Source organism: Saccharospirillum sp. ABV4_185, from assembly GCF_056159245.1.
Window position 1 is genome coordinate 3,139,660 of record NZ_JBSWUW010000001.1, and the last position, 25,663, is coordinate 3,165,322.

Below are 25,663 nucleotides of genomic sequence, written 5' to 3' on the forward strand. Positions count from 1 at the left end.
TATGGAACTGACCGCCCTTACCGCTATTTCACCCATCGACGGCCGCTATGGCAGCAAGACTGAAGCGCTGCGCCAGCACTTCAGTGAATTTGGCCTGATTCACGCTCGGGTTCGGGTAGAAGTACGGTGGTTGCAACAGTTAGCAGCCCATCCGCAGATCAAAGAGTTACCGGCTTTCAGCAACGCCGCCCAGACCTTTCTCAATCACTTGGTTGATAATTTCTCAGTGGCCGATGCCGAAGCAATTAAAGCTATTGAACGCACCACCAACCACGACGTCAAAGCGGTTGAGTATTTTCTGAAAGACAAGTTGTCTGAATTCGACGAACTGGCTAGCGCCGGCGAATTCGTGCACTTCGCCTGCACCTCTGAAGACATCAATAACCTGTCTCATGCGCTGATGCTCAAAAGCGGCGTTAGCGACGTCCTGGTGCCGACGATGACCGAGGTCGCTGAGCAAATCACCAGGCTTGCTCATCAGCACGCCGACCTGCCCATGCTCAGCCGCACCCACGGACAGACTGCATCGCCTACCACTCTGGGCAAGGAAATGGCTAACGTTGCCTATCGCCTGCAGCGCCAATTGAAAGCACTGGAGCGCATCGAATATCTGGGCAAGATAAATGGCGCTGTCGGTAACTACAACGCTCACCTGGCGACCTATCCAGACATCGACTGGGAAGCCCATGCGCGCAGCTTTATTGAAGGCCTGGGGCTGGACTGGAACCCCTACACCACCCAGATCGAACCGCACGATTACATCGCCGAACTGTTCGATACCATCAGCCGCTTCAACACCATCCTGATCGATTTTGACCGCGATATCTGGAGCTACATCTCGCTGGGTTATTTCAAGCAGAAGACCATCGCTGGCGAAGTCGGCAGCTCAACAATGCCCCACAAGGTCAATCCCATCGACTTCGAGAACTCCGAAGGCAACCTCGGCATCGCCAATGCGGTTCTGGGACACCTGGGCGCCAAACTGCCGATCTCACGCTGGCAGCGCGATCTGACCGATTCCACCGTATTGCGCTCCATGGGCGTCGGCCTGGCGCACAGCCTGATCGCTTATCAAGCCAGCCTTAAAGGCATCAGTAAGCTGGAAGCCAATCCTGAACGACTGGCCGCCGACCTTAACCAGGCCTGGGAAGTCCTGGCCGAGGCCATTCAAACGGTGATGCGTCGCTACGGCATTGCAGAGCCCTATGAGAAGCTCAAAGCCTTTACTCGCGGCAAAGCCATCACCGAAACCATGATGCAGGATTTCGTGGCACAACTGGATTTACCGAAAGAGGCGCAACAGGCCTTGATGGCACTGACCCCGGCGGCTTATGTTGGTAATGCCAGCGAGCAGGCCAAGCGCCTCTGATCCAGGTTCGACAGGCACTCTTGGCCCTACGTTTTATCGCCGCTTCAGGAGCACGATTATGAAAGTCCTGGGAGGCCTGTCGGCCCCATCCTTTCTCAGCCAATACTGGCAAAAAGCCCCTTTACTAGTGCGCTCTGCACTGCCCGACCAAAGTGATTTAATCGATGGTGATGACCTGGCTGGCCTGGCCACCGAGGAGGCGGTCGAATCCCGTCTGGTCACTGCCAACGACTGGCAACTGCGGCACGGTCCGTTTTACGAAGACGACTTTGCCGCCCTGCCCGAACGAGACTGGACGTTGCTGGTGCAAGCTGTCGATCACTGGGTGCCGGATGTTGCCGCCCTGTTCGATCACTTCCGCTTTATTCCCAGTTGGCGACTCGACGACATCATGCTCTCCTACTCTGTCCCCGGCGGCGGTGTTGGACCGCATTTCGATCACTACGATGTCTTCTTGATTCAACTCAGTGGCCAGCGCGAATGGCGCATCGGTCAAAGCTGCAGCGAAGCGGATGACTGCCGGGACGATACCGAACTGAACATTCTGGCGCAGTTCGAAGAGCAGGAACGCTGGGTACTGGAACCGGGTGACATGCTGTATGTGCCGCCCGGAGTTGCGCATTGGGGCACGGCGATCAGCGCAGGCATCACCTGCTCAATCGGATTCAGGGCACCATCCAGAGCGCAGGTCTGGGGCGAGTTTGCGCACTTTATGGCTGAGCAGGACAGTGATTTTGAGCGCTATGCCGATCCGGATCTGCAAGCGCGCAACGATCCACACCGTCTGAGTGAAGCCGATATTGACCGGGTGCAGAGTTTACTGATGCAACTGACGTCGGATCGACAAGCCATAACCGAGTGGTTTGGTCGCTATATGACCGAGCCCAAATACGGCGAGTCCAGTGTTGATGAGCCCGGCTTTACTGAGGACGAAATAAAGCAGCAACTGCAACAACAGCCGCTACTGCGCAACCGTGCAGGCCGATTGGCCTATGTGCCAGGAAAACTATTTATACAGGGGCAGGCCTTCACGACCGATTTGAGTGAAGATCAACTGTTATGGTTGTGCGATCAGAGCGAATTGCGCGCTGCTGATCTACAGCAGAAACTGGCCGAGTTACCGGTGGATTTGCTGACTGAGTTGGTACAAAGGGACGTCTTTTATTTCGCCGACGCTGAAGAGCAATGGCTTTAATAGCGACGAAACCATGACCAGCCTTCGCTGAAGGGCTGCTTTGCGGACGGCTATTCAGTGCAGCGTTGCGCCTTCGGCTTCCATTTCCAATTCTTCGTCTTCATCCAGGCTTTCGATATCCGTCGCTACCTGTACGCCCGCGCTGATCATGGCTCGGGCTACATCCAGACGCTGGTCCTGCAGTCGGTCCTTGGCTTCATCGGAAAAGCGAATGGTCAGTAACGGCTCATCTTCGGAATCGACTTTGCGCAAGGCAATATCGCCGTTTCCCAGTTCAATGATTTCCCAGTACATAGTTGCCTTTTCTATGGGTGCATGGACAACAGCTCAGCTGTGGTCGCCGAGCTCACGAATGCGATCGACCCATTGTTGCAGGTCAGTCATCCAGTTGCGGTAATGATTTGTAGTGTCTTGGTCATCCGACAGCACCAGCTCAATTCTTTCCTGGCTGCTCGATTTTACAGCGCCCTGCCCCACTCTGCCGGCCCAATGTTCGCTGGCCTGATGCAAACGCGTCAACCAGTGTTCCGGCTGGGTTAAGGCATCTTTGATGGTGCGATATTCCCAGGCGTCAGGCCTATGCTCTCCCAGTTGCCGCAACAGTTCATGCAATGGCCGGTCCGGCGTCAACGCCAGGCCATAAGCATCCGCCGCTTCGGCGACAACCGAGCGAACCGCCCGGTGCATAAAGCTCACAGCGGCATCTTCACAGGCTTCAACCAACGCTGGAACACTCGCTGCCTGCGCCTGATCAAGCATCAGGCGCGCCTGGTACAGCAATAGATTAGTCTGAGCGCGACGGTTCATCTGACTCAGTAATTCATACGAAAGCCGAGGTGCAGGGCATTATCGACTTTCACGTTGCTGCTGCCTCGATAGGAGGAAACGTCGTGCCACCCCACCAGAACACGGGCCTGCGGCAACACCTTGTAAGTCAGTCTTGCCTGGATATCCTGAAAGCCATCCAGGCTGTTAAAGGCCAGAATCTGCGGCGAATAATACAGACTGCCCTCAGCACCCAGACCATTCATAAAGTCCGGATTCCAGCGTAGAAAGCCACCTACGGCGATAGCGCCACCGGCATCGACCCGATCTTCAAAGAAATAGCCTTTGAAACCAATGCCGCCGATCAGTTCGCGATTTTGCAAGGTCGCATCCACCGCATTGAAACCGGCACTGAAGGCGAAGGTGCTGTCGCTACTGCTGTAACGTTCGCTGTAGAGCACGCCGGTGGTGATATGAGCAGAAGTTCCGGTACGAACCGCTTCGTGTTCAAGGCGCACAGAGGTGTCGGACAAAGAGAAATCGATGGCACCGCCAGCGTTTGCCGCCAACGGAAGGACGGCGGCAACAAACAAAAGCCACCCGGTTTTGACAGACATGCAGGAACTCCAGAATAAATTTGGCGGAATTGTACTGAATTACCACTGCAGCGGCATCATCCGACAGTCACCTCTGTGAAAGATGACACGCTCGAATGACGCCGCCGTGGCTTCGATTGGAACAATCAGGCGGTTATCAGCCTGCCAGGTCCAGCAACAGCTTGTTGAGGCGCGTTACAAAAGCCGCGGAATCCTTGGGATGCGACCCTTCGGCCAGACGGGCCTGCTCCAGCAGGATATTGGCCAGGTCCGCAAACCGCTCTTCACTGGCTTCGGCTTCCAGACGACGCACCAGTGGGTGCTCCGGGTTCAGCTCGAAAATCGGCTTGGTTTCTGGAACCGGCTGCCCCGCCGCTTCCATGATACGACGCATCTGAGCGCCCATGTCGTTGTCACCAACGACGATACAGGCCGGAGATTCCACCAGACGGTGAGTCATGCGTACCGCTTCAACATCGTCTTCCAGCAGCGTCTGTAAGCGCTCCAGCAACGGTTTGTGCTCATCGTTAGCTTTTTGCTGAGCGGCTTTCTCTTCCTCTGTTTCGACACCAGAAAGGTCCAGTCCGCCACGGGCAACATCGACCAGTTGCTTGCCGTCGAATTCGCGCAGGTAACCCATCAGCCATTCATCAATGCGATCGCTCATCAGCAGCACTTCAATGCCTTTCTTGCGGAAGACTTCAAGGTGTGGGCTGTTCTTGGCGGTTTGATGACTGTCGGCGGCGACATAGTAGATCTTGTCCTGGCCTTCCTGCATCCGCGACACATAGGCGTCGAGCGACTGATCCTGTTTGGCCTCACCGCTATGGGTGGTGGCAAAGCGCAGCAGCTTGGCGATTTTCTCGTTATTCGAGGAATCTTCGGCCGGACCTTCTTTAAGTACCTGACCAAATTCATCCCAAAATGCCTGGTATTTCTCAGCGTCTTTCTTGGCGAGCTTGGTCAGCATATCGAGCACGCGTTTGGTCAGGGCGGCGCGCATCGCATCGATGGCGTCGTTGCTCTGCAGTATCTCGCGGCTGACGTTCAGCGGCAGATCGTTGGAGTCGACAATGCCCTTCACAAAACGCAGGTACATGGGCAAAAACTGCTCGACGTCGTCCATGATAAAGACGCGCTGCACGTACAATTTCAAGCCGCGCACACGCTCGCGGTTCCACAGATCAAAAGGCGCTTTGGCCGGAACATAGAGCAAGCTGGTGTACTCCATCTTGCCTTCGACTTTGTTGTGGCTCCAGGTCAGCGCATCGCCGTAATCGTGGGAGATGTGTTTGTACAGCTCTTGGTATTCTTCGTCCTTGATCTCGCTTTGCGAGCGCGTCCAGAGCGCCGTTGCGCTGTTGACGGTTTCCCATTCAGGCGCTGGTTGTTCGTCTTCGCCGTCGGCTTCTTTAAGCATCTGCACCGGAATGGAGATGTGATCCGAATACTTACGGATCAGGCTGCGCAAGCGCCAGCCATCGGCGAAGTCCGCGCTGTCGGATTTCAGATGCAGTACGATGCGAGTCCCCCGTTGCGGCAGTTCCACATCGGCCAAGGTGAATTCACCATCGCCAGCGCTTTGCCAGTGGACCCCCTCGCCAGCGGGCAGATCCGCGCGGCGGGTAAAGACGTCAACTTTGTCCGCCACAATAAAGGCCGAATAAAAACCGACACCAAACTGACCAATAAGCTGGCTATCTTTGCGTTCGTCACCGGTCAGGTTCTGCAGAAATTCAGCGGTGCCCGACTTGGCGATGGTGCCCAGGTTCGCTACCACATCGTCACGGCTCATACCGATGCCGTTATCCGAGAGGGTCAGCGTCTTGGCGTCAGCGTCAAATTCGATACGGATTTTCAGATCGCTGTCATCGGCCATCAGACTGTCGTCTTTCAGCGCCCGGAAACGCAGCTTATCGGCGGCGTCGGAGGCATTGGAGATCAACTCACGCAGGAAAATTTCCTTGTTCGAGTACAGCGAGTGGATCATCAGTTGCAACAGTTGTTTGACTTCCGTCTGAAAACTGTGAGTTTCTTGATGGGTTTCAGGCATAGAGCACCTCAAATCAATAACTTAGCGGTGGACACAATTTATGGGTCAGCGTTCTCATTTCAAGCGGTGGAGCCTACTTCCCTCACTTTCATGCCTCAGGCAAACTGAACGGCTGCGCCATCCCGGCGCATTACTGCACAAGGAAAACCTGCAATGACTTCATCGGATACATCCCTCAGTCCTGTCCAGGCCGTGCGTAAACGCGAAATCGTCGGCTGGGCGATGTATGACTTCGCTAATTCCAGCTACACCACCGTGGTGGTGTCCTTTATCTATTCGGCTTTTTTTGTTGCCTATATCGTGCCGCCCGAACTGGCGCATTTGAAAAACACCTTTTGGGCGGCCAGTGTCGCCATCTCTACCGGCCTGGCGATTTTACTGGCGCCCATTGTCGGCGTGCTCTGTGATTACAGCGGCCATAAGAAGCGCTATCTGGCCTGGTGCACCTGGGTATCGGTTCTGGCCACCGGCGGGCTGTTCTTTGTTGATCCGGGCAACATCGCTTTGGGCATGGCGTTTCTAATCTGCTCCAACACTGCCTGGATGCTGTCTGAGAGCTTTATTGCCAGCTTTCTGACCGAACTCGCCAACCGCGACAATATGGGGCGGATTTCCGGAATCGGCTGGGGCATCGGTTACATCGGCGGCTTATTAAGCCTGGTGATGATCATCGCCATTGTCACCACCCAGGCCAAAGATAACCTGGCACTCTACGTTGACCAAAACCAACTGGCGATGGTTGCTATCGCACTGTTTTATGCTTTGGGTGCCCTGCCCACCTTCCTGTTCGTCAAAGAAAGAGCCGTTCCAAGACCTGGCTTCGAACACGCCAATTTAGGCGTTTTACTGCGTGCGGCCGGAACCCGCCTGAAAGATATGCGCAGCCTGATCGGTGATTACCCCGTGCTGTTCCGCTTCTTTATTGCCTTTATGGTCTTTATGGCGGGCGTGTCGGTGGTGGTAAAATTTTTCGGTATCTATGCGCAGGAAGAAATCGGCATCACCGGTGCACAATTGCTGATCATCGGTGCCACCTTGCAAATCGCTTCCATGATCGGCGCCATCGCTTTCGGCTTTCTGGAAGACTCTCTGGGTTCAAAAAATACGCTGTTGCTATCGCTGCTGTGGTGGTTATGCGGACTGTTAGGCATCTATCTGCTGGAGCCGCTGCAAAGCCTGACAGGCCTGGGAACCGTGCCGCTTTTTGTGGTGATTTCCTTTATCGCCGGCAGCGCCATGGGCGCTACTCAAAGTGCCAGTCGCGCCGTGGTGGGCCTGCTGGCTCGCCCAGAAGACTCCGCGCTGCTGTTTGGCTTGTGGGGTACCTTTGGTCGTTTTGCCATCATCATCGGCATGACCTTCGGCCCGGTCTCCGACGCTATCGGTCGCCACAATGCCCTGCTGGTAATTATGGCTTACTTTATCGTTGGCGGTCTGCTGTTACGTCGCGTGCCGCTTAGTGAAGCCATCGCTCAAGGCCCAGCCCCTGAGTCAGTACGTTAAGCCGTGCTGTCTTCATTAGCACTTTGAATAGGCTGATTCGGGTCCAATCCACGGGCCCGGATCAACTTCTTTAACGTATTACTGCGAAATTCACGTCGATACAAAACCGCAATAATGACGGCCGTGCCGGCCACAAACCAGAACGGTCCGATAAACCAACCCACCACCGCCAGGCTGAAATAAAAGGCACGCAAGCCCAAATTGAATTGCTTGCCCGCCAAGTCCATCACCTCAGCGGTATGCAGGGCGAAGGTGTTTTTAACACCGTCATCAATGCTCTCGGTCGGCGTCGGCGCAGAGCCGATCATGACCGATAAAAAACCAAACTGACGCATGCTCCAGGTGAAACTGAGGAAGGCGTAGATATAAACGATGATCAGCATCCCTACCTTGGCTTCCCACATGGCCTTGGTGCCGTCCTGAACGAAGGAAATATCATTCAGCAGCGCCATCACCTGCTCCGATGCGGCCAGAACAGTAATCAAACCACCAACGGCAAACAAACAGGCCGACGCAAAAAAAGCAGAGTTACGCTCCAGATTCCCCACCGCCGACATATCAGCGACACGGTTTTCACGGCGCAACAATCGCCGCATCCAGTCGATGCGAAAATGATGCATGATCGAAGACAGGCTGTGGCGGCGCTTGCCTTCAATTGAGGCATAACGCGTATAGGCAATCCAACTCGAGATAAAAAGTATTAAGGCGAGCCAGTCAAAAAACGGCGGCATGGTTGCGTCCTTGTTGCTCCAGGCAGATAGAAGCATTGTAGATGAGACCGACGCCAAGTCAGAGCACCGACGTAAACAGACAGTCGTGAGTGCAACGCAAAAAAAGCCCGATAATAAACATCGGGCTTAGGCATTTGAGGGTAACGCTGCGTCAGACAGTTACCATCAGGCTGGCTGATTCACCAAGTTGCGTGAACGAATCAACCAACATTGCAGCGCGAATCCCGCAACAAATAACACCAGCCAGGCCAGTAACACCAGTTGAATAACCGGTGACGTCGGACCGTCCGCCAAGGGGTGCGACAGCGGTACTCGGGTCAGGGTTTCATTGGTGCCAGGCACCAGCGATAACAAAAAACTGAAGGACAGCCCGAAGGTAGCAAGGTAAGGCCGGCTGCGACCAAGAATATCCAGTCTGGTCGCCAGAACACCTCCGAAGGCGAACAACAGCACCACCACACCAAAAACATGACCTGCGTTAATACCACCGGTGCTGGATACAGCAAAGGAACTGAGCACCGCCAAGCTGGTCCCCAGCAGGTACAACTTGCCAGAGTGCTTTGAGACATCAATAAAGCGATAGCGCACAAAGCCATACAAACCAGCGGCGATGGGCACCAAACTTACTATGGTATGGATCGCTCCGAGGAGCGAAATGGAAAGAGACATGAATAACCTCATCATTCTGTTAAACACTGCACTCAGTGCGATTGAATAGCGCATCAAGGACTCACCTGATAACGCCTTTTCCTCTGATCCCGCTATCGGTCATCAGAAATTACAAATCGAACCTACTAGTTGGTAGGTACAATAAGAAAAAAATTTTTTGAACTCCTCCTGGTCAGTTAGTAACTGACGTCAAACGATCGATAGCCAGCGCGGCCAATTCCGGAAAGACCTGCGGGTCACCAAAGCCACGCGCTGCCACCATGGCGCCATGAATCTCGGCCATAAAAGCCTTTGCTTCGGTTTCAGCAGCACGAGTCAAATTGAACTGACCGGATTGCCGACCTGCTTCCAAAATGCGAGTCAGCCAGGTCGAGAGATCGTGGAAGTGCCCCTGCACTTCAACAGCAACAACGTCTGGAATGGATGGCAGCTCTGCAGCCAGCATGGCACAGACACAAAATGACGAAGTCTGGCCCACAATGCATTCAGACCAATAGTCCACATAGGCTTGGAGTGCGCTCAACGCATCAGGCTGATGCCGTTCTATCAATTCCAAACCTTGCAATGCTTGCTGGCGATAGCGGGAAACCACCACCCGCACTAGCTCTGCCTTGCTGGGGAAATGATGATGAATACTGGCTTTACTGATGTTCACCTGGGTCGCGATATTGGCGTAGCTAAAGCTGTTATAACCTCCAGCCTCCAATAAAGCCTGAGCGTAATTGGCGATTTCGGCCGCTTTGGGTGAAAGGTCAGTGGACATAACTACCCCGTCTCTATATCTGATTGGCCATTAATGATGGCCTCTGTTGAGATGTCAACCTACTAGTTGGTAGAGTGAAAAGCAAGCACTTTGTGACGCTCATGTTGTAATCCCCCACAAAACCACCGCCCATAAAAAAAGGCAGCCCAAGGCTGCCTTTTCGACACGAAGTTCACCGACTTACCAGCCAGTGAGTTCCTTCAGTGCTTCACCGATCTGGGCCAGTGAACGAACGGTTTTCACGCCCGCATCTTCCAGCGCAGCAAACTTCTCGTCTGCAGTACCTTTACCACCGGCAATGATGGCGCCAGCGTGGCCCATGCGCTTGCCCGGAGGTGCGGTAACACCGGCGATGTAAGAGACCACCGGCTTGGAAACGTTGGCTTTGATGTAAGCCGCCGCTTCTTCTTCAGCGGTACCACCGATTTCACCGATCATCACGATGGCTTCGGTTTGCGGATCTTTCTCGAACATCTCCAGGATGTCGATAAAGTTGGAACCCGGAATCGGGTCACCGCCGATGCCGACGCAAGAAGACTGACCGAAACCATGGTCAGTGGTCTGCTTAACGGCTTCATAAGTCAGGGTACCGGAACGAGACACAATGCCGACTTTACCCGGCTTGTGGATGTGACCCGGCATAATGCCGATTTTGCATTCTCCCGGAGTAATCACACCCGGGCAGTTCGGGCCAATCATACGCACGCCTTTACGGTCGACGTATTCTTTGGCCTTCAGCATGTCAAGAGTCGGGATGCCTTCGGTAATACAGACCACCAGCTCAACGCCGCTGTCAGCCGCTTCGATGATGGCGTCCAGACAGAAAGCGGCCGGTACGTAGATCACAGAGGCGGTCGCGCCAGTCGCTTCTACCGCTTCACGAGCGGTGTTGAAAACCGGCAGACCCAGGTGAGTAGTACCGCCTTTGCCCGGAGATACACCGCCGACCATCTGGGTTCCGTACTCAATAGCCTGTTCACTGTGGAAGGTGCCCTGCGAGCCAGTGAAGCCCTGGCAGATAACCTTGGTGTTCTTATCGATCAGTACGCTCATGCGGCACCTCCAGCTGCGCTAACCACTTTCTCGGCAGCATCGGTCAAGGAAGCGGCGGCAATGATATTCAGGCCACTCTCGGCCAATTTCTTAGAGCCCAGTTCGGCGTTGTTGCCTTCCAGACGAACCACGACAGGCACTTTCACACCGACTTCTTCAACGGCGCCGATGATGCCCTCTGCGATCATGTCGCAGCGCACGATGCCACCAAAGATGTTAACCAGTACGGCTTTAACCGAGGTGTCGGACAGGATGATCTTGAACGCTTCTGCAACGCGCTCTTTGGTCGCACCACCGCCAACGTCCAGGAAGTTAGCAGGCTGGCCGCCGTGCAGCTTAACGATGTCCATGGTGCCCATGGCCAGGCCTGCGCCGTTAACCATGCAACCGATGTTGCCATCCAGCGCCACGTAGTTCAGTTCCCAGGCAGCCGCCTGAGCTTCACGCTCGTCTTCCTGAGACGGATCGCGCATATCGGCGATCTGTTTCTGACGGAACAAGGCGTTACCATCGACGTTGATCTTGGCGTCCAGACAGTGCAGGTTGCCTTCGTCGGTGATGACCAGTGGGTTCACTTCGATCAGCGCCAGGTCTTTGTCTTCGAACAGCTTGGCCAGACCCAGGAAGATCTTGGTGAACTGCTTAACCTGCTCGCCTTTCAGGCCGAGCTGGAAAGCGATGTCACGCGCCTGGAACGGCTGAGCACCGACCAGCGGGTCGATCTGCGCGCGGAGGATTTTTTCCGGCGTTTCTTCGGCCACTTTCTCGATCTCTACACCGCCTTCAGTCGAGGCCATAAAGACCACGCGACGGCTGCCACGGTCGAGAACGGCACTCAGGTAGAGTTCCTGAGCGATGTCGGTGCAGGATTCCACCAGAATCTTGCTGACCGGTTGGCCGTTTTCATCCGTCTGGAAAGTCACCAGGTTTTGACCCAGCCACTTCTCAGAAAACTCGCGGATTTCGGCGTCGCTTTTGACCAGCTTCACACCACCGGCCTTACCGCGACCACCGGCGTGAACCTGGGCCTTAACGACCCACATGTCACCGCCGATTTTCTTGGCGGCAGCAACGGCTTCGTCCGGTGTATCACAGGCAAAGCCATCAGATACCGGCAGGCCGTACTCTTTGAACAGCTGCTTGGATTGATATTCGTGTAGGTTCATGGTTCTTTCCGTTTTTGAACGCGAGTGTTCAGGGAGAATTTTTTATTGTGGTCGGTTTCACCCGGGCTGCACTCTGATTAGCGAATAAGAAAACCGGAGGCGAACCTCCGGCTTCTTCATCTATCAACGTTTCTTGCGATTAACTTTGTGGATGGCGATGTTGTCGACCGCCAGCGCTGCTTCATGCACCGCTTCCGAATTGGTCGGGTGCGCGAAGCAGGTCAACTGCAGGTCTTCAGCGCTGGACGCAAATTCCAGAGCAATCACGCCCTGAGCGATCATTTCAGACGCTCCGGCTGCGAAGATGTGCATGCCCAACACCCGGTCAGTCTTGGCATCGGCAATGATCTTCACCTGGCCGTCAGTGGCGTTTTGCGCCATGGCGCGACCGATAGCTGCCATCGGGAAGGCACCGACTTTATATTCAACACCTTCGTTTTTCAGTTCTTCTTCGGTCTTACCCACCCAGGCAATTTCCGGGTGAGTATAGATAACGTTCGGAATGGCGTCGTAGTTCATCTGGGCTTTATGGCCAGCGATGATTTCAGCGACCATCAAGCCTTCTTCAGAACCTTTGTGCGCCAGCATCGGACCGCGTACCACGTCACCGATGGCGTAAACGCCCGGTACGGTAGTGGCGCACTGATCGTCTACCTGAATAAAACCACGCTCATCCAGATCGACACCGCAGCCTTTATCCAGGCAGCCTTCGGTGTAAGGACGACGGCCAACCGCAACGATCAGCTTGTCGAAGGTTTCTTTCTGCTCGCCGTCTGAGGTTTCGAACGTCACTTCAACTTTGTTCTTCTTCACCTCAGAACCGGTTACACGGGCACCCAAACGGATGTCCAGACCTTCTTTCTTGGTGAAGTATTTCAGCGCATCTTTGGCGATGCCCTGGTCAGCGGCTGCCAGGAACTTATCCATGGCTTCGAGAATGACCACTTCAGAGCCCAAACGCTTCCAGACGGAGCCCAGTTCCAGACCGATCACACCGGCGCCGATGACACCCAAACGCTTGGGCACAGCATCAAATTCCAGCGCGCCTTCCGAATCAACAATGATGTTATCCGTCAGCGGAGTGGGCGGAATCTCAACCGGTACCGAACCGGTCGCCAGGATAACGTTCTTGGCTTCAAGAGTTTCGGTTTTGCCGTCGTGCAAAGTCACTTCGACGACCTTGTTCGACTTGAGCATGCCCTTGCCTTCAAAGGCAGTCACACCGTTGCCTTTCAACAAACCGGCAACACCGCCAGTCAGTTGTTTAACGATGCCGGCTTTACGATCGAGCATGCCTTTAACGTCGATCTTCAGTTCCTTCAGGGAAATACCATGAGTATCGAATTCATGCTTGGCCTGATGAAACTTTTCGGACGATTCCAGCAGTGCTTTAGACGGAATGCAGCCAACGTTCAAGCAAGTACCGCCATAGGACGGTTTGTCTTCTTTATCGAGCCACTTCTCGACGATGGCGGTTTTCAAACCCAGCTGACCCGCTTTAATAGCGGCCACATACCCACCCGGGCCAGAACCGATCACTACCACATCAAACTGTTGTGCCATCTGATTTCTACCTTTAACTATGAGTTCCGGGCCGCGCCGGCGACAGCGCCGGCTTCAACCCCAAAATAATGTCGGTCCGCTGTTACAGTTCGAGCAGAATGCGGGCCGGGTCTTCCAGCATGTCTTTGATGGCGACCAGGAACTGTACTGCTTCCTTGCCGTCGATCAATCGGTGATCGTAAGACAGCGCCAGATACATCATCGGCAATACCTTCACTTCACCGTTCACCGCCATCGGACGCTCCTGGATCTTGTGCATACCCAGGATGGCCGTTTGTGGCGGGTTGAGGATAGGTGTGGACAGCAGCGAACCGAACACACCACCGTTGGTGATGGTAAAAGTACCGCCCTGCATGTCTTCCAGGCCCAGCTTGCCTTCCTGAGCACGCTTGCCGAAATCACGGATGGTGCTTTCCATAGTCGCCAGGCTCATCTGATCGGTATCGCGCAGTACCGGCACCACCAGGCCACGCTCACTGGATACCGCCACACCGATGTCGAAGTAGCCGTGGTACACGATATCGTCGCCATCAATAGAGGCATTCACTTCAGGGAAGCGCTTCAGTGCTTCAGACGCAGCCTTGGTGAAGAAGGACATAAAGCCCAGACGCGTACCGTTGTGTGCCTTCTCGAAGGTATCTTTATAGCGAGCCCGCAAATCCATGATCGGCTTCATGTTGACTTCGTTGAAGGTGGTCAACATGGCAGTGCTGTTCTTAGCTTCGAGCAGACGTTCAGCAACACGCTTACGCAGGCGCGTCATCGGCACACGCTTCTCAGTGCGCTGACCAGCCGGAATACCCGCACTGGCGGTCGCAGACTGACCCTGAGGGATCATGCCTGGCGTGCTTTCCGCCGGAGCGTTGCTGGATTTGCTGCTTGAGCCGGCATTTACGACGTCTTCTTTGGTGATACGTCCGCCTTTGCCAGTACCGGTAATGTCGGCAGCGGTCAGGCCTTTTTCATCGGCCAACTTGCGTGCCGCCGGGCTCATGGCCGCATCCGGATCACCACCGCCCTGCTCAGATGAGGATTGAGCTGACTCGGATTTTTCTGCTTTCTCTTCTTTCTTTTCGCTGGCTTTGTCGTCTGACTTGCCTGAGTCGTCACCGCCGTCGCTGCTGCCGGTCGCACCTTCTTCGAAGATGCCGATCACTTCCTGGCTCTCAACGGTTTCATCGACGTCTTTGATGATTTCCTTGATAACACCATCAGCCGGAGCCACGACTTCCAACACGACCTTGTCGGTTTCAATATCAACGATTAACTCATCGCGGGCGCAGGCTTCGCCGGGCTTTTTGTGCCAGGTGGCAATAGTGCCGTCAGCGACGGACTCTGGAAATTGTGGAGCTTTAATATCTGTGGCCATCTGTACGGATCCTTAGTCGTAGAGCGTCGATCACTGAGCAAGCAAAATTGCTTCGTTAAGGAATTTTTCAAGTTGTTCAAGGTGCAGCGACATATAACCGGCCGCCGGTGACGCCGAAGCATCACGACCGGCATACGTCAGGTACAGGTTGGAATTAACCCGCTGCAGTACCTTGCGCATATGGTGCTGACTGGAATACCAAGCGCCCTGGTTCATCGGTTCTTCCTGACACCAGACCACGTCTTTGAGGTTCTTGTAAGCCGACAGTGTCTCGTACAGCCGCTCTTCCGGGAACGGATACAACTGCTCGATACGCACGATGGCGACATTCTTAACCTCTTCGCGCTGGCGTTTTTCGATCAGATCGTAGTAGACCTTGCCGGAACACAGCACGACGCGCTCGACCTGTTTCGGATCGATATCGCTGTTGGTTTCATCAATCACCGTCTGGAAGCTGCCATTGGCCAGCTCTTCCAGGCTGGAGGTCGCATCTTTATGACGCAGCAGGCTCTTCGGTGACATCACTACCAGCGGCTTGCGCAGGTTACGACGCACCTGGCGACGCAACATGTGATAAACCTGCGCTGGCGTAGTCGGCATGCACACCTGGATGTTCTGCTCGGCGCACAGCTGCAGGAAACGCTCCAGACGCGCCGAGGAGTGCTCGGGACCCTGGCCTTCGTAGCCATGCGGCAGCAGCATCACCAGACCACAGAGACGACCCCACTTGTGCTCACCGGAGGTAATGAACTGGTCGATCACCACCTGGGCGCCGTTGGCGAAATCACCAAACTGCGCCTCCCAGATCACCAAGGCATTCGGCGTAGTAGTTGAATAGCCGTACTCAAAGGCAACCACCGCTTCCTCGGACAGGAAGGAGTCATATACTTCAAAGGTTGGCTGGTTCTCTTCCAGATGCGCCAGCGGCGTGTAAGTGCTGCCATCTTTTTGGTTATGCAAAACCGCATGGCGGTGACCGAAGGTGCCACGACCGGAGTCCTGGCCGGTCATCCGCACCGGATGACCTTCTTTGATCAACGTCGCATAGGCCAGCAATTCTGCCATACCCCAGTTCAGCGGCATGGCGCCTTTGGCCATTTTTTCGCGGTCGGAAATCACCTTGCCAACCTGACGCTGCAACGGGAAACCTTCAGGCATCTGGTTAATTTCGTCGGCCAGTGCTTGCAGCTCTTTTAACGGCCAGCTGGTGTCATACTCATCCACCACGGGCTGATTAAGGTAAGGCGTCCAGTCAACGAACAGCGACTTGTTCGGCTCCTTGACCAAAGACTTAACCACGTGCTCGCCTTTATCCAGCAGGTCGCGATATTCGTCAGCCATGGCTTTGACTTTGTCCTGACTGACCACGTTCTGCTCAACCAACTGATTGGCATACAATTCCAGCGTGCTCTTACGGGCACGAATGGCCTGATACATCAGCGGTTGGGTCATCGCCGGTTCATCAGCTTCGTTATGACCACGACGGCGATAGCACACCAGATCAATCACCACATCGCGCTTGAACTGCTGACGGTAATCGACGGCCAGCTGGGTCACGAAGATCACCGCTTCAGGATCGTCGCCGTTTACATGGAAGATCGGCGCCTGAACCATCTTGGCAATATCAGTGCAGTACTCGGTAGAGCGTGCATCGATACGCTTGGAGGTGGTAAAGCCAACCTGGTTATTGATGATGATGTGGATGGTGCCGCCCGTCGTGAAAGCGCGCGTTTGCGACGCCTGGAAGGTCTCCATCACGACGCCTTGACCAGCGAAAGCCGCATCACCATGAATATTGACGGGCACGACTTGGTTACCCTCGTGATCGCCACGACGATCCTGACGAGCGCGCACAGAACCCACGACCACCGGTGAAGCAATTTCCAGATGCGAGGGGTTAAACGCCAAGGCCAGGTGAACTTCACCACCAGAGGTCATCACATTGGATGAGAAACCCTGGTGGTATTTAACGTCACCAGAACCCTGATCCAGGAAGGACTTACCTTCGAATTCCTGGAACAGATCGGCCGGATTTTTACCGAGAATATTGACCAGCATGTTCAGACGGCCGCGGTGGGCCATGCCGATTACCAGTTCTTTGGCACCGTAGGAACCGCTGCGCTGAATCAGTTCATTCATCAGCGGAATCAGCGACTCACCGCCTTCCAGACCGAAACGCTTGGTACCCGGGTATTTGGAGCCGAGGAATTTTTCCAGACCCTCGGCGGCCGTCAGACGCTCAAGAATGCTCTGACGCGCTTCGTCGGAATAATCCGGACGCGAACGCACCGATTCCATGCGCTGCTCAACCCAGCGACGTTCGGCGGTATTCACGATATGGGTAAATTCTGCGCCGATGGAAGAGCAATAGGTTTGCTCCAAAGCGGCAACGATTTCTTTCAGCGGGGCTTCGCTCTTGCCAATGTAGATATTGCCACATTGGAAGACGGTGTCTTCATCGGCCTGGGTCAGGCCGTGGTATTGCATGTCCAGATCGGGGACCGGATCGCGTTCTGTCAGACCAAGCGGATCAAGCTGCGCTTTTTGATGGCCGCGAAAACGATAGGCCGTTACCAGCTGATGAACACGCACCTGTTTGCGCTCGTGTTCGCTGACGATACTCGGCGCCAACGTATCGGAGGCTACCTTGGGAGATTTGGCAAGCAGCAGAAAATGATCTCGGACCGGCGCGTGCGGGGTGTCGGTCGTCACCTGATCATTAATATTGGGAAGCTTGTCGAAGACCGCACGCCACTGTTCGGGAACGGAATTAGGATCAGCCAGATAGGCTTCGTACATCTCGTCAAGGTAGGTTTGGTTGCCGCCCGATAAATGGGACGTCGACCAAAGTTCCTCCATGGTGCCGTTTTGCATTGCTTGAACCCTGTTTGTTCAAAACCGCGGAAGAAATCATGATGCCCGCAGGCACCATCTCGAATTGTGCACTCTCTGTTCAGAAATCCCCAACAACATCACAGGCTGGGGTCGAACAAAACCCCGGGCGGGCCGGGGTTTCTGACCGCGAGAGACGCGGTTGTTCGTGTTTAGGTGGCGTTCGCCAACAGCATAGACCGAATGTGGCCAATTGCCCGCGTCGGATTCAGCCCTTTTGGGCAGACACTGACACAGTTCATGATGCCACGGCAACGGAACACACTGAACGGATCGTCCAGATCGGCCAGGCGTTCAGCCGTGGCGGTATCACGACTGTCCGCCAGGAAACGGTATGCCTGCAGCAAACCGGCTGGGCCAACGAACTTGTCCGGGTTCCACCAGAACGACGGGCAGGAAGTCGAACAGCAGGCGCACAGAATGCACTCATACAGACCATCCAGCTTGTCGCGGTCTTCCGGGCTTTGCAGACGTTCGATCGCCGGCGCCGGCTGATCGTTGATCAGATACGGTTTGATCTTCTCGTACTGCTTGTAGAAAACGCCCATGTCGACGACCAGGTCGCGGATCACCGGCAGACCGGGCAGCGGACGAATAACCAGCTTGTCACGACCGCCTTTCACGTCCGACAGGTGAGTAATGCAACCGAGGCCGTTCTTACCATTGATGTTCAGACCGTCCGAACCGCAAACGCCTTCGCGGCAGGAACGACGGTAAGAGACGGTGGTGTCCTGTTCCTTAACCAGGTTCAGAACGTCGAGGACCATCAGGTCCTTGCCTTCCGGAATTTCAACCTCGTAGTCCTGCATATAGGGCTTCTTGTCGGTTTCCGGATTGTAACGATAGATACTGACTTTCATAGCGTGCTCCGAAAAGGCAACCGTTAGTAGGTGCGGACCTTGGGTTGGAAGGTGCCGACCGTCTTCGGCGAGAAGTTAACCGCGCGCTTGGCGATCGACTTATCAGCCGGCTTGAAGATGGAATGGCACAACCAGTTCTCATCATCACGATCCTGATAGTCTTCACGAGCGTGAGCGCCGCGGCTTTCTGTGCGTTGTTCAGCAGCAACAGCCGTCGCTTCAGCCACTTCCAGCAGGTTCGCCAGCTCCAGTGCCTCGATGCGGGCGGTGTTGAACGCCTTACTCTTATCGTCGAGCTTAATCTTGCCAACGCGCTCGCGAATTTCCGCCAGTTTCTTCAGACCTTCAGCCATGCTCTTGCCTTCGCGGAATACACCGAAGTGCAACTGCATGGTGTTTTGCAGATCTTTCTTCACGGCAGCAACACTTTCGCCTTCGGTGGTATTTTCCAGAGCATTCAGTCGCGTCATGGCACGATCGATGTCTTCGGCGGTCGCCGCATCGGACTCATAACCTTCGCGGATGGTTTTCTCGATCTGCATACCCGCAGCACGACCGAAGACCACCAGGTCGAGCAGCGAGTTGCCGCCCAAACGGTTAGCACCGTGTACTGAGACGCAGGCCGCTTCGCCACAGGCGTACAGACCGTCGATGACTTTATCGTTGCCATCTTCGTCCATCATCAGCGCCTGACCACCGATATTGGTGGGAATACCACCCATCATATAGTGGCAGGTCGGCACCACCGGAATCGGCTCTTTGGCCGGATCGACGTGGGCAAAGGTCTTGGACAATTCAACAATACCCGGCAGACGGCTGTGCAGCAGTTCTTCACCCAGGTGATCGAGTTTCAGATAAACATGGTCGCCCTCTTCGCCGCCACCGCGACCTTCGAGGATCTCCAGTACCATGGAACGGGCAACCACATCGCGGCCGGCCAGGTCTTTGGCGTTGGGGGCGTAACGTTCCATAAAGCGCTCGCCATCTTTGTTGATCAGATAGCCACCTTCACCACGGCAACCCTCAGTCACCAGCGTGCCTGCACCGTAGATACCGGTCGGGTGGAACTGCCACATTTCCATGTCTTGAACATGGAAGCCAGCGCGCAACGCCATGCCGATACCGTCGCCGGTATTGATCAGAGCGTTGGTAGTAGAGGCATAAATACGACCTGCACCGCCGGTGGCCAGGACCGTCGCTTTAGATTGGATATGCACCACATCGCCAGTTTCGATTTCGATGGCGACGACGCCAGTGACCGCGCCTTTAGCGTTGGTAACCAGATCAACCGCATACCATTCATTAAGGAAAGAAGTACCGGCTTTCAGGTTGCCCTGATACAGAGTGTGCAACAGCGCATGACCGGTACGGTCAGCGGCGGCACAGGTACGAGCGGCCTGAGTGGGGTTATCCGGGCCTTTGGACTGGCCGCCAAACGGACGCTGATAGATGCGACCATTTTCGAAGCGAGAGAACGGCAGACCCATATGGTCCAGCTCGAATACCGCTTCCGGCCCCACTGAACACATGTACTCGATCGCGTCTTGGTCACCGATATAGTCGGAGCCTTTGACGGTGTCGTACATATGCCAGCGCCAATCGTCATCAGGATCCGCACTGGCAATGGCGCAGGTAATACCGCCCTGAGCGGATACGGTGTGAGAGCGGGTCGGAAACACCTTGGATACCACGGCGGTATTTAGACCAGACTCGGCCAATTGCAATGCAGCCCGCAGGCCGCTGCCGCCACCGCCGATCACAATGGCGTCGTAACTCATAGTCTTGATATTAGCCATACCTTATACACCCCACACAGCGGATACGCCGGCGACCAGATAGACAAAGGCGGTCACCGCGATCACAAACAACACGATAAAACGAACCCAGGCGTTTTTCAGATAGTCTGTCGCAACGGTCCACATACCCACCCAGATATGACCAACCAGCGCCAGCAAGGTGATCAGAGTGTAGATTTTGACCCAGAACTGAGAGAACAGATTACGCCACTCGGCATAGCCGAGATCAGGATTAGCGATAAAAACGCCCAGGATAAAGAGAGTGTAGGTAGCCAAAAGTACTGCGGAGATCCGCTGAATCATCCAGTCCGCCAGGCCGCTGCGAGACAGGTTCGTGATGCTTCTTACCATACCCAAATCCCCATCAGTACGATGCCAACGACAGCCAGAACCAGAGCAATGCGAGAAGCCCAGGTGCCACCATTCAACGTTTCAGCGTAGCCGGCATCCATAATCAGATGCTTGATGCCTGCAATAAAGTGATACACCACCAAAGAAAGAATGCCCCAGGTGATCAATTTGGCCAGCGGATGTGTCAGGACGGCAGCGACCTGATCAAACCCCTGACGGGATTCCAGGCTCAGACCCAGCGCCCAGACCAGAAAACCAACGGCGAAAAACAGGCCGACACCTGTTACACGGTGGATGATCGACGCGATGGCAGTGACAGGGAATCGTATCGTCCCTAAGTCAAGGTTCTTTGGTCGGTGATTGTTCACGGCAGTTCACTCTTATTGATGTGCAAGCCCTTAGGGGGCGGCTGGAACGGTCAAACCAACTACCAGGCACGGTTAAGGCAATTGGCCCGACCCCGAAATGCGCCGGAATTATAGTGACCGATTCCGACAATTACAAATGGATACAGGTCGGGAACGCAGTGTTTACGGGGGCCTCATAGGGTTCCACTATTGTATTCATCGATTTTCACTTGCCATTGATACTTTTGGTTTAGACCAACTTCGGTCAAATTGACAAACGATCGCAACTCTCTATAGTTGTGCGCGATTTCGCACTCTGCGTCATAACTCTATCAAGATAGATGCAAGACAGCGCTTTTCCTGCTACAAGCGCGACCGTCTGAGGTGCGCCGTTTCACCCCTTTTTGCGTCACCCTTTCCGACGCTTAACCCCGGCTTTACAGAGGAGGCCCTCATGACTGACAAGACTGCAAAGTTGGTCATCGAAGGACGCGACCCGATCGAACTACCCGTGCTGTCTGGCACACTGGGTCCTGATGTTGTGGACGTTCGTTCACTGACCGCAAACGGTCTGTTTACCTACGATCCCGGCTTCGTTTCCACCGCATCCTGCGAATCTGAAATCACCTACATCGATGGCGAACAAGGTGTGCTATTGCACCGCGGTTATCCCATCGACCAATTGGCCAACAAAGCCGATTATCTGGATGTCTGCTATCTGCTGTTGTACGGCAACCTGCCCAGCGCAGCGGAGAAAAAAGAGTTTCAGCATGTCATCAGTCACCACACCATGGTGCACGAGCAGATGCGGCAATTCTTCCAGGGTTTCCGTCGCGACTCGCATCCGATGGCGATCATGGTCGGCGTGGTCGGCGCACTCTCGGCCTTCTATCACGACTCGCTCGACATCACCAACGAGCGTCATCGTGAAGTCGCCGCACACCGGCTGATATCCAAGATGCCAACCCTGGCAGCCATGACCTATAAGTACTCCATCGGTCAGCCATTCGTGTATCCGCGGAACGATCTGTCCTATGGCGGGAACTTCCTGCACATGATGTTCTCCACCCCGGCGCAGGAATATCAGGTCAGCCCTACCCTGGCTCGCGCCATGGATAAAATCTTCACACTGCACGCTGATCACGAACAGAACGCCTCGACCTCGACGGTGCGTCTGGCAGGCTCTTCCGGCGCCAATCCGTTCGCCTGTATCGCTGCCGGCATTGCTGCGCTGTGGGGACCGGCCCACGGCGGTGCCAACGAAGCCGTGCTGACCATGCTCGAAGAAATTGGCGATGAATCGCGCATCGAAGAATTCATCGCTCGCGCCAAGGACAAGGACGATCCGTTCCGTCTGATGGGCTTTGGTCATCGGGTCTACAAAAACTACGACCCGCGCGCCAAGGTGATGAAAGAAACCTGCGACGAAGTGCTGTCTGAGCTCGGTGTCGGCAACGACCCGCTGTTGAAGATTGCTATGCGTCTGGAAAAAATCGCTTTGGAAGACGAGTACTTCGTTGAGAAGAAACTCTACCCCAACGTCGACTTCTATTCCGGCATCATCTTCAAAGCACTGGGCATTCCAACCGATATGTTCACCGTATTGTTTGCCGTTGGCCGTACTCCGGGCTGGATTGCGCACTGGAAAGAAATGATCAGCGGTGCTTACCGCATTGGTCGTCCGCGTCAGTTGTATAAAGGCCATACCCAGCGTGACGTACCGGGCAAGTAACTGTTGCCCCATTAAAAAAACCGGCTTCGGCCGGTTTTTTTATGTCGGTTTTAAAGACAAAAAAGCGAGGCATTTGCCTCGCTTTTTACGACCAAACTATAACGCTTCGTTAAATTACGCTGAGGCTTTCTTCTTGGCAGCGGCCTTAGCTTTAGGTTTCGCTTTGGCCTTTGATTTCGCCTTGGCTTTGGCCTTGGGTTTCGCCTTGGCTGGCGCATCCACCTGCCACTTGCCGTCACGATAAAACGCCTTCCAGCCTGTCGCCTTGCCGCTGTCATCCTCAGTCATGACGTACTGTTCCTGCGTCTTACGACTGTAACGAATGACCGTCGGACGACCGTCACCATCGGCCGCAGGTGCGTCCAGAATATAGTGATATTTCTCGGGCAATTCCGCCTTATGTGGCACCAGCTCCTGTACTTGCGGCGGTCGCGTTTCCCGGTTTTTCGGGAACTGACTGGCGGCTAAAAACAGACCGGACGCGCCGTCGCGCAGCACATAGGTGTCATCCACTTTCTGGCACTGCAGTTCCGGCATTTTAATCGGATCCATCTTCGGTGGCGCCGGCTCACCGCTGCGCAACAGTTTGCGCGTGTTCTTACAGTCTTCGTTGGTGCAACCGAAGTACTTGCCGAAGCGACCGCTCTTCAACTGCATCTCGCTGCCGCACTTATCACACTCCAGCGTCGGGCCATCATAGCCTTTAATCTTGAACTGGCCCTGCTCGACTTTGAACCCAGAGCAGTCAGGGTTATTACCACAGATATGCAGTTTGCGGTGCTCGTCGATCAGGTAAGAATCCATGGCTGTGCCGCAGATGTCGCAGCGTTCTTTATGACGCAGCGCCTGAGCTTCGGCTTCATCATCGTCATCATCGACCGACAGAGCTTCCTCGCCAGGAATCAGATTCAGTGTACCTTTGCAGCGTTCCTTCGGTGGCAGGTTATAGCCGGAACAGCCCAGAAACACGCCGGTGGTGCCGTTACGTACCATCATCGGCCGACCACAACGCGGGCATTCGATATCGGTCAGCGTCGGTTCGTTGGCGCGCATGCCGCCCTCGTCCGACTCAGCCTGTTCCAACTGACGGGTGAAGTCCTTATAAAAGGAGTTCAGCACTTCCTTCCAGGTACGTTCGCCGGTGGCGATCTCATCGAGATATTCTTCTAAGCGCGCGGTGAACTGATACTGCAGCAGATCGCTGAACGATTCGGTCAGCCGATCGGTCACAATGTCACCGATTTTTTCCGCGTAGAAACGCCGGTTCTGCAAGCGTACGTAGCCACGATCCTGAATGGTCGAGATGATCGAGGCGTAGGTCGAAGGACGACCAATACCCTGCTTTTCCAGCTCTTTAACCAGTGACGCTTCGGTATAGCGCGCCGGTGGTTTGGTGAAATGCTGCTTGGGTTCAAGCTGCTGCAGCGACATGGCGTCCTGTACTTTCAGGTCCGGCAGTTCAGTCGCATCGTCACCCTTAGCCGGCTGCGACATGACGCGGGTATAGCCGTCAAAGACAACAACACGGCCACGCGCTTTCAATTCATAATCGCCGGTTTTGATGGTCAGCAGCGTACTCTTGTATTTGGCTGGCACCATCTGACAGGCGACAAAGCGTTGCCAGATCAGCTCATAGAGCCGCTGAGCGTCGCGCTCCATGTCGCTGAGGTCTGCGCTGCGCCGATTGACGTAGGATGGCCGAATCGCTTCGTGCGCTTCCTGAGCGCCTTCCCGGCTACCATAGACCGCTGGCTTCTCCGGCAGATAGTTATCACCGTACTGTTCACCGATAAAATCACGCGCTGAACTCACCGCCTCGGCACTGAGGTTGGTCGAGTCGGTTCGCATATAGGTGATATGACCGGCTTCATAGAGTCGCTGAGCCATGGTCATGGTTTTCTTAACGCTGTATCCCAGGCGCGTACTGGCCGCCTGTTGCAACGTCGAGGTAATAAAGGGCGCTGATGGGCGCGACTGAGTCGGCTTGTCTTCGCGATCAGTAATGGTTAGCGGCAAATCACGCAGGCGTTCAACATGCGCCTGGCTTTGCTCAGCATTAACGGGACGGTATTTTTCGCCCTGGTAGTGGGTGACCTCAAAGCGCACCTGAGCGCCCGCGGGGCTCTCGGTCAAGGCATGAAGATCCCAGAATTCTTCAGGGGTAAAGGCACGAATTTCGCGTTCGCGCTCAACGATCAAGCGCACCGCCACCGACTGCACGCGACCGGCACTGAGACCGCGGGCGACCTTCGCCCACAACAGCGGCGACACCATATAGCCGACAACACGATCGAGAAAACGCCGCGCCTGCTGGGCATTCACTCGGTTCAGATCCAAATCGCCCGGCTGTTCAAAAGCGCCCTGAATGGCTTTCTTGGTGATCTCGTTAAAGACCACTCGGCGGTATTTCTCCGGCGCCTGACCGATGCTCTCCTGCAGGTGCCAGGCAATCGCCTCCCCTTCGCGGTCCAAATCCGTCGCGAGATAGATAGCATCGGCTGACTTGGCCAGACGACGCAGTTCATCGACAACTTTTTCTTTGCCCGGCAGCACTTCGTAATGGGCTTCCCAGTCGTTGTCCGGGTTGATGCCCATGCGCGCAATCAACTGTTCCCTGGCTTTGCGCTGCTTATGGCGTGCCTTTTGTTCCGGTGACATCTTGCGAGTCTCAGCCGCCTGGCGAGCCCGCGCCTTGGCATCCACCGGCTTGGACTGGCCGCTGGTCGGCAGGTCACGAATGTGGCCCACCGAGGACTTAACGATAAATTCGTTGCCCAGATAGCGGTTGATCGTCTTGGCTTTGGCCGGAGACTCGACAATGACCAGTGATTTACCCATGCGTTTAAATTCCGCCTATCGCTTCCTTTTATATACTTAGCTCACGACCTGC

The 25,663-nt window shown here is 54.9% G+C and carries 21 protein-coding genes; 4 read left to right on the forward strand and 17 right to left on the reverse strand.

What is annotated here, in order from left to right; translation table 11 throughout:
• The first annotated feature begins 1 nt into the window (after position 1).
• The gene (gene purB, locus ACXAE6_RS14975) at positions 2–1,369 is read left to right on the forward strand and encodes an adenylosuccinate lyase (protein WP_475150138.1); all 1,368 of its coding nucleotides are present in this window, start codon (positions 2–4) and stop codon (positions 1,367–1,369) included.
• A gap of 58 nt (positions 1,370–1,427) precedes the next feature.
• Complete coding sequence (locus ACXAE6_RS14980; RefSeq protein WP_475150143.1) at positions 1,428–2,564, forward strand: JmjC domain-containing protein; 1,137 nt, start codon at positions 1,428–1,430, stop codon at positions 2,562–2,564.
• A gap of 54 nt (positions 2,565–2,618) precedes the next feature.
• Here ACXAE6_RS14980 and ACXAE6_RS14985 read toward each other — a convergent pair whose 3' ends face one another.
• The 4 genes from ACXAE6_RS14985 to htpG all read right to left on the reverse strand — a co-directional run bounded on the left by ACXAE6_RS14985 (position 2,619) and on the right by htpG (position 5,978).
• Positions 2,619–2,858: a hypothetical protein gene (locus ACXAE6_RS14985; RefSeq protein WP_392800957.1), complete on the reverse strand. Its 240-nt coding sequence runs from the start codon at positions 2,856–2,858 to the stop codon at positions 2,619–2,621.
• A gap of 33 nt (positions 2,859–2,891) precedes the next feature.
• Positions 2,892–3,371, reverse strand: coding sequence for a DUF6586 family protein (locus ACXAE6_RS14990; protein WP_475150152.1), 480 nt, complete (start codon positions 3,369–3,371; stop codon positions 2,892–2,894).
• Positions 3,372–3,376: 5 nt separating this feature from the next.
• Complete coding sequence (locus tag ACXAE6_RS14995) at positions 3,377–3,946, reverse strand: YfaZ family outer membrane protein (protein ID WP_475150155.1); 570 nt, start codon at positions 3,944–3,946, stop codon at positions 3,377–3,379.
• 136 nt (positions 3,947–4,082) lie between these two features.
• Positions 4,083–5,978, reverse strand: a complete 1,896-nt coding sequence (htpG, locus tag ACXAE6_RS15000) for a molecular chaperone HtpG (RefSeq protein WP_475150157.1) — start codon at positions 5,976–5,978, stop codon at positions 4,083–4,085.
• Between the two features lie 153 nt (positions 5,979–6,131).
• On the opposite strand from htpG, the gene ACXAE6_RS15005 reads away from it, so the two are divergent.
• A complete protein-coding gene (locus ACXAE6_RS15005) occupies positions 6,132–7,481 on the forward strand; it encodes an MFS transporter (protein ID WP_475150161.1) in 1,350 nt (449 codons plus the stop codon).
• Here ACXAE6_RS15005 and ACXAE6_RS15010 read toward each other — a convergent pair.
• The 12 genes from ACXAE6_RS15010 to sdhC form a co-directional block, all read right to left on the reverse strand.
• Positions 7,478–8,212, reverse strand: a complete 735-nt coding sequence (locus tag ACXAE6_RS15010) for a DUF599 domain-containing protein (RefSeq protein WP_475150164.1) — start codon at positions 8,210–8,212, stop codon at positions 7,478–7,480. The two genes, ACXAE6_RS15005 and ACXAE6_RS15010, sit on opposite strands and share 4 nt — an antisense overlap.
• 165 nt (positions 8,213–8,377) lie before the next feature.
• Complete coding sequence (locus ACXAE6_RS15015; RefSeq protein WP_475150168.1) at positions 8,378–8,881, reverse strand: hypothetical protein; 504 nt, start codon at positions 8,879–8,881, stop codon at positions 8,378–8,380.
• A 172-nt stretch (positions 8,882–9,053) separates the two neighbouring features.
• A complete protein-coding gene (locus ACXAE6_RS15020; RefSeq protein ID WP_475150171.1) occupies positions 9,054–9,644 on the reverse strand; it encodes a TetR/AcrR family transcriptional regulator in 591 nt (196 codons plus the stop codon).
• Between the two features lie 180 nt (positions 9,645–9,824).
• Complete coding sequence (gene sucD / locus ACXAE6_RS15025; protein ID WP_108165223.1) at positions 9,825–10,697, reverse strand: succinate--CoA ligase subunit alpha; 873 nt, start codon at positions 10,695–10,697, stop codon at positions 9,825–9,827.
• The gene (gene sucC / locus ACXAE6_RS15030) at positions 10,694–11,863 is read right to left on the reverse strand and encodes an ADP-forming succinate--CoA ligase subunit beta (RefSeq protein WP_475150175.1); all 1,170 of its coding nucleotides are present in this window, start codon (positions 11,861–11,863) and stop codon (positions 10,694–10,696) included. Before sucC ends, sucD begins: the two co-directional genes overlap by 4 nt.
• 123 nt (positions 11,864–11,986) lie before the next feature.
• Positions 11,987–13,426: a dihydrolipoyl dehydrogenase gene (gene lpdA, locus ACXAE6_RS15035; RefSeq protein ID WP_475150179.1), complete on the reverse strand. Its 1,440-nt coding sequence runs from the start codon at positions 13,424–13,426 to the stop codon at positions 11,987–11,989.
• A gap of 82 nt (positions 13,427–13,508) precedes the next feature.
• Complete coding sequence (gene odhB / locus ACXAE6_RS15040) at positions 13,509–14,795, reverse strand: 2-oxoglutarate dehydrogenase complex dihydrolipoyllysine-residue succinyltransferase (RefSeq protein WP_475150182.1); 1,287 nt, start codon at positions 14,793–14,795, stop codon at positions 13,509–13,511.
• Positions 14,796–14,825: 30 nt separating this feature from the next.
• Positions 14,826–17,669, reverse strand: a complete 2,844-nt coding sequence (locus tag ACXAE6_RS15045) for a 2-oxoglutarate dehydrogenase E1 component (protein ID WP_475150186.1) — start codon at positions 17,667–17,669, stop codon at positions 14,826–14,828.
• 170 nt (positions 17,670–17,839) lie between these two features.
• Positions 17,840–18,547 carry a succinate dehydrogenase iron-sulfur subunit gene (locus ACXAE6_RS15050; protein WP_392800923.1) on the reverse strand — a complete coding sequence of 236 codons (708 nt, stop codon included), beginning with the start codon at positions 18,545–18,547 and terminating at the stop codon, positions 17,840–17,842.
• Positions 18,548–18,570: 23 nt separating this feature from the next.
• The gene (gene sdhA / locus ACXAE6_RS15055) at positions 18,571–20,343 is read right to left on the reverse strand and encodes a succinate dehydrogenase flavoprotein subunit (protein ID WP_475150192.1); all 1,773 of its coding nucleotides are present in this window, start codon (positions 20,341–20,343) and stop codon (positions 18,571–18,573) included.
• Positions 20,344–20,346: 3 nt separating this feature from the next.
• The gene (gene sdhD, locus ACXAE6_RS15060; protein WP_475150198.1) at positions 20,347–20,694 is read right to left on the reverse strand and encodes a succinate dehydrogenase, hydrophobic membrane anchor protein; all 348 of its coding nucleotides are present in this window, start codon (positions 20,692–20,694) and stop codon (positions 20,347–20,349) included.
• Positions 20,688–21,062, reverse strand: a complete 375-nt coding sequence (sdhC, locus tag ACXAE6_RS15065) for a succinate dehydrogenase, cytochrome b556 subunit (RefSeq protein WP_392800915.1) — start codon at positions 21,060–21,062, stop codon at positions 20,688–20,690. The genes sdhD and sdhC overlap by 7 nt, the downstream gene beginning before the upstream one ends.
• Before the next feature lie 433 nt (positions 21,063–21,495).
• On the opposite strand from sdhC, the gene gltA reads away from it, so the two are divergent.
• Positions 21,496–22,773: a citrate synthase gene (gltA, locus tag ACXAE6_RS15070; protein ID WP_392800912.1), complete on the forward strand. Its 1,278-nt coding sequence runs from the start codon at positions 21,496–21,498 to the stop codon at positions 22,771–22,773.
• A gap of 114 nt (positions 22,774–22,887) precedes the next feature.
• Here the strand turns inward: gltA and topA are convergent, their stop codons facing one another.
• Positions 22,888–25,611, reverse strand: a complete 2,724-nt coding sequence (topA, locus tag ACXAE6_RS15075; RefSeq protein WP_475150205.1) for a type I DNA topoisomerase — start codon at positions 25,609–25,611, stop codon at positions 22,888–22,890.
• Positions 25,612–25,663: the final 52 nt, after the last annotated feature.

Coding starts and splice junctions, on each gene's coding strand:
- purB (WP_475150138.1), top strand. CDS start 2: ATGGAACTGACCGCCCTTACCGCTATTTCACCCATCGACGGCCGCTAT.
- ACXAE6_RS14980 (WP_475150143.1), top strand. CDS start 1,428: ATGAAAGTCCTGGGAGGCCTGTCGGCCCCATCCTTTCTCAGCCAATAC.
- ACXAE6_RS14985 (WP_392800957.1), bottom strand. CDS start 2,858: ATGTACTGGGAAATCATTGAACTGGGAAACGGCGATATTGCCTTGCGC.
- ACXAE6_RS14990 (WP_475150152.1), bottom strand. CDS start 3,371: ATGAACCGTCGCGCTCAGACTAATCTATTGCTGTACCAGGCGCGCCTG.
- ACXAE6_RS14995 (WP_475150155.1), bottom strand. CDS start 3,946: ATGTCTGTCAAAACCGGGTGGCTTTTGTTTGTTGCCGCCGTCCTTCCG.
- htpG (WP_475150157.1), bottom strand. CDS start 5,978: ATGCCTGAAACCCATCAAGAAACTCACAGTTTTCAGACGGAAGTCAAA.
- ACXAE6_RS15005 (WP_475150161.1), top strand. CDS start 6,132: ATGACTTCATCGGATACATCCCTCAGTCCTGTCCAGGCCGTGCGTAAA.
- ACXAE6_RS15010 (WP_475150164.1), bottom strand. CDS start 8,212: ATGCCGCCGTTTTTTGACTGGCTCGCCTTAATACTTTTTATCTCGAGT.
- ACXAE6_RS15015 (WP_475150168.1), bottom strand. CDS start 8,881: ATGTCTCTTTCCATTTCGCTCCTCGGAGCGATCCATACCATAGTAAGT.
- ACXAE6_RS15020 (WP_475150171.1), bottom strand. CDS start 9,644: ATGTCCACTGACCTTTCACCCAAAGCGGCCGAAATCGCCAATTACGCT.
- sucD (WP_108165223.1), bottom strand. CDS start 10,697: ATGAGCGTACTGATCGATAAGAACACCAAGGTTATCTGCCAGGGCTTC.
- sucC (WP_475150175.1), bottom strand. CDS start 11,863: ATGAACCTACACGAATATCAATCCAAGCAGCTGTTCAAAGAGTACGGC.
- lpdA (WP_475150179.1), bottom strand. CDS start 13,426: ATGGCACAACAGTTTGATGTGGTAGTGATCGGTTCTGGCCCGGGTGGG.
- odhB (WP_475150182.1), bottom strand. CDS start 14,795: ATGGCCACAGATATTAAAGCTCCACAATTTCCAGAGTCCGTCGCTGAC.
- ACXAE6_RS15045 (WP_475150186.1), bottom strand. CDS start 17,669: ATGCAAAACGGCACCATGGAGGAACTTTGGTCGACGTCCCATTTATCG.
- ACXAE6_RS15050 (WP_392800923.1), bottom strand. CDS start 18,547: ATGAAAGTCAGTATCTATCGTTACAATCCGGAAACCGACAAGAAGCCC.
- sdhA (WP_475150192.1), bottom strand. CDS start 20,343: ATGGCTAATATCAAGACTATGAGTTACGACGCCATTGTGATCGGCGGT.
- sdhD (WP_475150198.1), bottom strand. CDS start 20,694: ATGGTAAGAAGCATCACGAACCTGTCTCGCAGCGGCCTGGCGGACTGG.
- gltA (WP_392800912.1), top strand. CDS start 21,496: ATGACTGACAAGACTGCAAAGTTGGTCATCGAAGGACGCGACCCGATC.
- topA (WP_475150205.1), bottom strand. CDS start 25,611: ATGGGTAAATCACTGGTCATTGTCGAGTCTCCGGCCAAAGCCAAGACG.